Origin of the sequence: Pantoea sp. CTOTU49201, from assembly GCF_032054795.1 — a bacterium.
GTDB lineage: Bacteria > Pseudomonadota > Gammaproteobacteria > Enterobacterales > Enterobacteriaceae > Pantoea > Pantoea symbiotica.
In genome coordinates this window covers 1-7,068 of record NZ_DAMBSA010000249.1, presented here as the reverse complement: position 1 = coordinate 7,068, position 7,068 = coordinate 1, and the positions used below count along the sequence as shown (strand labels likewise).

Genomic DNA, 7,068 nt, shown 5'->3' with positions numbered 1-7,068 from the left:
GTCCAGCGCATCGAAATCGCAGTGTGGCGCAATCATGCCGAAGGTGCGCCGCTGGCGCGCCTGTATAGCTGGGTCACGCAATGAATCCCCAACGCGGCTTTACGCTGCTGGAGATGTTACTGGCGCTGGCGATCTTTGCGCTGCTCAGTCTGGCAGGCTATCAGCTGTTGCAGGGTAGCCTGCGCGCACAACAACAATCACAGCAACATACGCAACAGTTGAGTGAGTTGAATCGCCTGTTTGCATTACTGGAACAGGATCTGAAACAAGCGCTGATTCTGCCCAATGCCGTCATTCGGCAACAACCGGCTTTTGTTGCGCAGCAGAAAGCGACGCTGCTGCAATTCACCCGCCGCAATTGGCTGAATCCAAAGGGAGATGCGCGCGCCACTTTGCAGCAGGTTCGCTGGGATTTAAGCCAGCAAACCTTATCGCGTCAACGCATGGACGATGGCCTTACCCTCACCTTTCCCGCCATTCAGCAAATGACTCTGCGCTTCTATTCGTCGGGGCGCTGGCAAGATCGCTGGACCTCACAATTTAGCCTGCCACAGGCGATTGAAATTACGCTGACCACGGCGCGTTGGGGTGAGATTACGCGTGTGCTGTTAGTCGGAAATGCCCAGTGACGGCGCAGCGTGGCATGGCATTAATTACGGTTCTGCTGATCATTGCGCTGATGGCGTTACTAGCGGTAGCGGGCCAGCGTCACTGGGTGCAGGCATTAACGCGCACCGCCAGCCAGCAGTATCAACAGCAGGCGCATTGGACGCTGCGCGGCGCCGAAACCTGGCTGCTCAATCAAGGTGGGAAGCCGCTGGATGAGCGCGTGCAACAGCTGCGACTGGATGAGCAAGTGGTCAACTATCGCTGGCGCGATCGGCAACGCTGCTTCAACCTTAATGCGTTGGGTCAAAACGGTAGAATTGACAAGGACGGCGTGTTTCACCGCACTGCGGCACAACGTGTTTTTGCCCACTTAGTGCGGCAACAAGGTTTGGATGACGCGGCGATCGGCACTCTGCTTGCGCAGATTCACACTCAACTCAATGCCAACGACAACAAACAGTGGCCTTTGCTGGCCGATAAAACCGAGATTCGCCATTTAGCCTTGTTAGCCGAACCGCGCTGGTCAAACCTCGCGCCACTGCTTTGTGCCTTACCGACCAGCGAACTCAAAATTAACCTTAACGCGTTGCAGGCGAGACAGGCATCACTGTTGATGGCGCTGCTCGAGGGGGAAAAAGATCGCTCACAGATCGTGTCTCTACTGCAAAACCAACCCGAGCGCGGCTGGCCAACGCTGGATGCGTTTATCAGCGCCTTACCCGGCGGCGCGGGATCGGCCGTTAGCACCTTGCAAAGTATCGCCGTGCTGAAAGCCAGCATTGGGAGCTGCTGCTGTGGCTGGCCGACGATCAGCAGTTTGCTGCCATTCGCAGTCAGTGGGTACGCCATGAAGACCGTTTTACCCTGCATCACCGACAATATGGATTAAGTGAAGCGCCATGAAATTTCTCAACAAACGCCCAAAAGGCTGGCTGGTTATTCTGCAGCACGCGCAAGGATGGCGTTGGTGCCGCCAGCAGGTCGGCCAACGCCCGCAACAGGGCGAAACCCTGGCAGACGTACCTGCATCCGATGATATCGACACGATTCTGCTGATCGCCGCCGAGCACGTAACACTCGCCAGGGTCACGCTGCCAAATGCCAATAGGCAATCACTGAGCTGGCAACTTGAGCCGCTGCTGAGTGAAGAGATGGATAATCTGCACATTGTCAGTGTGGAGCGACACGGCGATGAGCATCTTATGGCTGCCATCAACCGCGACGAGCTGCAGCAGATGCTACAAACGCTGAGCGATCATGGCATTGTGCCGCAACGTGTAATGCCCGCGACGCTGGCGCTGGAAGCCGGGACACGCTTGTACTTTGATGATCAATGGCTGCTGAGACTGGAGGATGGAACCGGCTTGTCGCTGCCGAACGATGCGCTGACACAGTTTCCCTCTCTATCGGCACTAACGCCGCTCGAGGGCGATAGCCTGTTACGTCTGGCACAAGGTGCTCGCGACTGTCGTACCTCGCTGCTGCACGGCGAATTTGCGCGTCGTCCAGCGCTGCGTTTCCCCCTTTTAGCATTAGGTACCGCAATTATGCTGTGTTGGCTGAGCGTCATCTTTCCCCCTTTATGGCAAGGCTGGCAGGCGCAACAGGCGGTAACGCAGCTGAACCAACAATTACTCACGCGCTATCAGCACTACTTTCCTGCTGAATCACCTGAACTGGTGCGCCGCGCGTTTAGTCGTAAGGCAGCGCAGCCGGCTGAGTTGTCCGCCAATCCAGGTTTGCTTGCCCTGCTACAAAACGCTTCGAGCCTGCTCGGAAAACTGCATGAAAACCCACTGCAAACGCTGGCGTGGGATGGTACGACGCAACAATTACAGTTAACGTTTCGCGATGCGCTGCCTTCCGCCGTCAGTAATGACGCGCCTGAAGGTATAGAGGTGGTTGTGAAGGAGACACAATTAATGCTGAGCAGGAAATCATGATCTTTTTATCAGGATGGTGGCAAACCCGTCAGCCGCGTGAACGCGGATTGCTGTTGCTGGCAATGTTGATCGGCATAGGATTGTTGCTGCAACTGAGCTGGCAGCAAGCCGATGAATATCGTGCACGCAGCCTGCAGGCCTTTGCACGCGAACAGCAAGCGTTACAGCTGCTGCCGACGTGGGAAGCCGCATTGCAAAACTACCGTCCATCGGGTGAAGCGTCCTCAACAGTAGCGCTCAATGCACTGGCGCAGCAGCAGGGTTTGGCGCTGGAGGTGGAAGCACATCAACATCGCTGGCAATTGAAGCAGGCAGTCACGCTCTCCTTCCCGGTTTTATTGCAGTGGCTAAGTGAACTCGATGTTCGCTGGGGCATTGAGGTCAGTGAGTTGAAGATGCAACGCGACAAGCAGCATGTCCGGCTCACACACCTGGAGCTAAAGCATGCTGAATGATGCGTTGATGCTTTTATTGGGCAGCCTGTTCGCGCTCTCCGTCGGCAGCTTCCTTAACGTCGTGGTTTATCGATTGCCACTGATGATTCTGCAGCCAGAGCAAAAGTTGAGTCTGGCACTGCCGCGATCGCATTGCCCGCATTGTCACAACGCGCTACGCAAGCGCGACAATATTCCGTTGCTTAGCTGGCTGGCGCTGCGTGGTCGCTGTCACCACTGTGCCCATCCGATCAGCGTGCGCTATCCCGCAACGGAACTGGCGACGTTAATCCTAAGCCTGTTTCTAGCCTGGCTACTGCCGTGGGATACGACCTTGCTGGCAGCGCTGCTGCTGTGCTGGATGTTGCTGGCGCTGACGCTGATTGATATTGAGCACCAGCTGCTGCCCGATGCGCTGACGCTATCACTCTTGTGGCTGGGCTTAGTGCTACAGGCACTTGCGTGGCTGCCGGGCTCATTAAATGATGCGGTGTTGGGAGCGGCGATCGGCTATCTGGCATTGTGGCTGCTCGCCACCGGTTATCGTTACTGGCGCGGAATTGATGCTTTAGGACTGGGCGATGTAAAATTGCTGGCAGCGTTAGGTGCCTGGTTGGGCTGGCAAATGCTACCGACAGTTTTATTAATTGCCGCAGGTGGCGGCATCCTCACGGTTATTCTGCGCGCGCTGCTGTTTAAGCGCCCTTTGCACCAGCCGTTGCCGTTCGGCCCGATGCTGGCGTTTGCCGGGGCGTTAATGTTTGTTTATCCGTTGGTTTAATTGAAATGGGTCGCCTTAAATGGTGACCCTACAATGGATTGGTGCGTTTTTCGTAGGGTGCGCATTTATACGCACCAGGCAAACTGACAACATTCACCCTCTCATCTGATTCAAAAACGGCGCTATCGCCACATTCAACGCTGCGCATTTCTGCGCGTTAGTTTGATTATCTCTCGTCAACGCATCGTATCGTTGGTTAATCGCGTTGTTCAGCATTTGCGCTTGAATCTGCGCGGTATTCCAGTCACGCTTTGTGGCCTGGTTCAGTGCGCCACGCATTAATGTCTGCTGGTCAGGAATATCGCTGCGCTGGCAATAATCGCGCGTCCAATTGCTTCCCGCGACCAGCGCGGATATCTGATTTAACTGCTGTGGTTGTAATGCTGCTGCCGGCGGATGCTGTTGGCAACCACTCAACGTCGCAGCCATAAAAATTAATACGCAAGCGCGTGTACGGTTATTCATTATCAATCCGAAAAAGGTCAATTAACTGCACTAATTTTAACCAGTTAGCATTTTTTATTATAGCGTCAATAAGGTTGTTTAAGGCCTTTAAGAAGTTAGAGGCGTTTATTAAGGAGGATGTTAATCAAAGGCTAAATAATATTTTTTTGACGTTAATACTTCTAATGTCCTTTAAGTCTGCATCTGCCAACAAATTTCTTATCCTGCTGCTGCCTGTGAAATACAGGTCAGGAAATAACGGGCGCCCTACACGCCCACTTAAACCTTTGGATAAGGGAATAAATGATGAAATTAACCAAAATTGCTCTGGCTGTTTCTGCACTGGCATTCAGCGGCGGCGTATTAGCGCATGGCTATATCAGCGAACCGGCGTCACGCGATCAAATGTGTCGTGATGCTAAAACCCCGAACCTGAACTGCGGTCAGGCGCAATATGAGCCACAAAGCGTGGGTGAAGGTCCAGACGGATTCCCGGCAGCAGGTCCAAAAAATGGTGAACTGGTCAGCGGCAGCGGCGGCACTAACTGGATGGGTACCGCGCTGAATGCACAGAGCAGCGATCGCTGGGTTAAGCATAAAGTTGAATCTGGTCCAATGGACATCACCTGGACCTTCACGGCTCCACACCCGATTGCCGATTTCAAATACTACATCACCAAAGCGGACTGGAATCCAAACCAGGCGCTGACGCGTGATGCGTTCGAACTGACGCCGTTCTGCGTCATTCCGGGCGGCCCAGCAGCCTCTACCGGCAAAACCACTCACAGCTGTAATCTGCCAGAGCGTACTGGCTATCAGATTATTTACGGTGCATGGGATGTCTCCGACACCGCAGCGACCTTCTATAAAGTCATCGACGTAGAATATGACGAAGTCGCTTCCGTGTGGAAACGCACTATCGGTTCGATCCTGCCTTCGCGCGCGCTGGAAACCGGTGATAGCGTTAAAGTCCGTATCTTCGACGCCAACGGCGAACGTGAAGATCTGAGCATCACGCTGAATATCGATTCAGAAGCCGCTGGCGAACCGAATGCCTGGTCAATGGCGTTGGCGAATAAGATCAACGATGCCTTTAAAGACATCCGTGCAGGCGTGAAGAATAAAGACGGTGATGTGGTGCCGGTTGCCGGTAGCAACACCATTTATGCGCAGACTGAAAGCCAGATCACCCGCGTCGAGCTGCAGGTCAATGCCCAAGCCGATACTCGTCCAGGCCTGGAACTGACCAACATCGCCAACAGCTACACCATTACCGAAGGTCTGACGCCGGTTGAGTTCGGCATTCAAACGCGCGGCGCGATGGTAATCAACGCGAAAGCCTACAACGCGAAGCAAGAAAACATCGGTTTCGGCAGCGTCAACGTTGAAGATGCCGCGCAGAACATGACCGTTAACCTGTGGAACGCCGAGGCCGGTGATATCACCATGGTGGTTACCGGTTCAATGAAAGATGGCAAAACCTTCCAGAAAGAGTTCACCACCAAGCTGATTAGCAACGACGCAGGCGGCGACTTTGACTTCATCTATCCTGCCGGCATCGGTGATTACAAAGAAGGAACTAAAGTTCAGCAGCCAGCCACTGGCGAAGTGTTTGAGTGTAAGCCATTCCCGTATACGGGCTGGTGTAACATCAATTCGCATCACTACACACCAGGCACTGGCTCTAACTGGCAGGATGCGTGGACCAAAGTTGGCGGCGGTCACCAGCATTAATTTTGCGGTTTTGAACCGGCTATAAACATCAATGGCAGCCTTCGGGTTGCCATTTTTTATCCACAATTGCAGCTATTTATGCACAATTCATTTCCGCGTCATGCTGGCGAAATAATCTAAGCGACGAATTCTTCAACAAATCCCTGATTCATATAGACAAGTAATAAACAAATCTAAACAAAATTAATCATTGTGATGTAGGTCAAAAGGCTCTATATTGGCCGCGTTTTTTCACAGCTGTTACTTTTTTGTTCAATTAGTCAATTGGCGAGCCTCACGTGCCCCGGTTGAAGGAGAGATATGATGACGGATAAAGTCCGTATTGATAGTTTTGGTGCCAATGCATTCAATGGAAACAACGATGCCTTCTTAGCCCGTCAGGCCGAGTTTGAATCTAACGTCAGGAGTTACCCGCGCAAACTGCCTTTAGCCATCGCTAAAGCCCATGGCGTGTGGATCACAGATGTTGAGAATAAACAATATCTTGACTGTCTGGCTGGCGCAGGGACGCTGGCACTGGGTCACAACCATCCTGATGTTCTCCAGAGCATACAAAATGTCATTACCAGCGGCTTGCCGTTACATACTCTTGATCTGACTACACCACTGAAAGATCAATTCTCTGAGTCTTTGCTCTCGCTGCTGCCTGGCCAGGGTAAAGATTATTGCCTGCAGTTCACCGGCCCTTCTGGTGCCGATGCGGTTGAAGCCGCGCTGAAACTGGCGAAGAAAGCCACTGGCCGTAGCGGCGTGATCAGCTTCTCTGGCGGTTACCACGGTATGACGCACGGCGCGCTGTCCGTCACCGGCAACCTGGCACCGAAAGAAGCGGTTGATGGCATGATGCCAGAAGTGCAGTTCATGCCTTATCCTCATCAGTATCGTTGCCCGCTGGGTATCGGTGGTGAAGCTGGCGTGAAAGCGTTGACCTACTACTTCGACAACCTGATCAACGACGTGGAAAGCGGCGTGCGTAAGCCAGCTGCAGTTATCCTCGAAGCCGTTCAGGGCGAAGGCGGCGTAAACCCAGCTCCGGCTGAGTGGCTGCAGCGCATCCGTAAAGTGACCCAGGAACACGGCATTCTGTTGATCCTCGACGAAGTTCAGGCTGGCTTTGCCCGTA

General features: G+C 53.5%; 8 protein-coding genes. 7 read left to right on the top strand and 1 reads right to left on the bottom strand.

All coding sequences use genetic code 11. The features are described 5' to 3' along the window. Positions 1 to 80 precede the first annotated feature (80 nt). Genes gspJ through RTY00_RS16435 form a run of 5 tightly spaced genes read left to right on the top strand, consistent with a single transcriptional unit; the run spans position 81 to position 3,767 of the window. Positions 81 to 629, top strand: a complete 549-nt coding sequence (gene gspJ, locus RTY00_RS16455; RefSeq protein ID WP_312665156.1) for a type II secretion system minor pseudopilin GspJ — start codon at positions 81 to 83, stop codon at positions 627 to 629. 14 nt (positions 630 to 643) lie between these two features. Next, a complete protein-coding gene (locus tag RTY00_RS16450; RefSeq protein ID WP_312665155.1) occupies positions 644 to 1,498 on the top strand; it encodes a type II secretion system protein GspK in 855 nt (284 codons plus the stop codon). Positions 1,499 to 1,508: 10 nt separating this feature from the next. After that, positions 1,509 to 2,552 carry a type II secretion system protein GspL gene (gspL, locus tag RTY00_RS16445; RefSeq protein WP_312665154.1) on the top strand — a complete coding sequence of 348 codons (1,044 nt, stop codon included), beginning with the start codon at positions 1,509 to 1,511 and terminating at the stop codon, positions 2,550 to 2,552. Further along, entirely contained in the window at positions 2,549 to 3,007 is a 459-nt protein-coding gene (gene gspM, locus RTY00_RS16440; RefSeq protein WP_312665153.1) for a type II secretion system protein GspM, read from the top strand. Before gspL ends, gspM begins: the two co-directional genes overlap by 4 nt. Then, the gene (locus RTY00_RS16435; RefSeq protein ID WP_312665152.1) at positions 2,997 to 3,767 is read left to right on the top strand and encodes a prepilin peptidase; all 771 of its coding nucleotides are present in this window, start codon (positions 2,997 to 2,999) and stop codon (positions 3,765 to 3,767) included. The genes gspM and RTY00_RS16435 overlap by 11 nt, the downstream gene beginning before the upstream one ends. Before the next feature lie 93 nt (positions 3,768 to 3,860). Here the strand turns inward: RTY00_RS16435 and gspS are convergent, their stop codons facing one another. Beyond that, positions 3,861 to 4,232, bottom strand: coding sequence for a type II secretion system pilot lipoprotein GspS (gene gspS, locus RTY00_RS16430; protein WP_312665151.1), 372 nt, complete (start codon positions 4,230 to 4,232; stop codon positions 3,861 to 3,863). A 285-nt stretch (positions 4,233 to 4,517) separates the two neighbouring features. Between gspS and gbpA the strand changes: the two genes are divergently transcribed. Then, positions 4,518 to 5,945 carry an N-acetylglucosamine-binding protein GbpA gene (gbpA, locus tag RTY00_RS16425; protein ID WP_312665150.1) on the top strand — a complete coding sequence of 476 codons (1,428 nt, stop codon included), beginning with the start codon at positions 4,518 to 4,520 and terminating at the stop codon, positions 5,943 to 5,945. A 303-nt stretch (positions 5,946 to 6,248) separates the two neighbouring features. Further along, positions 6,249 to 7,068: diaminobutyrate--2-oxoglutarate transaminase family protein (locus RTY00_RS16420; protein ID WP_312665149.1), on the top strand; the 820-nt coding region annotated here is incomplete at its 3' end.

Excerpts from the sequence above, each read along its gene's own strand:
- RTY00_RS16435 (WP_312665152.1), top strand. The coding sequence starts at position 2,997 with ATGCTGAATGATGCGTTGATGCTTTTATTGGGCAGCCTGTTCGCGCTC.
- gspS (WP_312665151.1), bottom strand. The coding sequence starts at position 4,232 with ATGAATAACCGTACACGCGCTTGCGTATTAATTTTTATGGCTGCGACG.
- gspL (WP_312665154.1), top strand. The coding sequence starts at position 1,509 with ATGAAATTTCTCAACAAACGCCCAAAAGGCTGGCTGGTTATTCTGCAG.
- gspJ (WP_312665156.1), top strand. The coding sequence starts at position 81 with ATGAATCCCCAACGCGGCTTTACGCTGCTGGAGATGTTACTGGCGCTG.
- gspM (WP_312665153.1), top strand. The coding sequence starts at position 2,549 with ATGATCTTTTTATCAGGATGGTGGCAAACCCGTCAGCCGCGTGAACGC.
- gbpA (WP_312665150.1), top strand. The coding sequence starts at position 4,518 with ATGAAATTAACCAAAATTGCTCTGGCTGTTTCTGCACTGGCATTCAGC.
- RTY00_RS16450 (WP_312665155.1), top strand. The coding sequence starts at position 644 with ATGGCATTAATTACGGTTCTGCTGATCATTGCGCTGATGGCGTTACTA.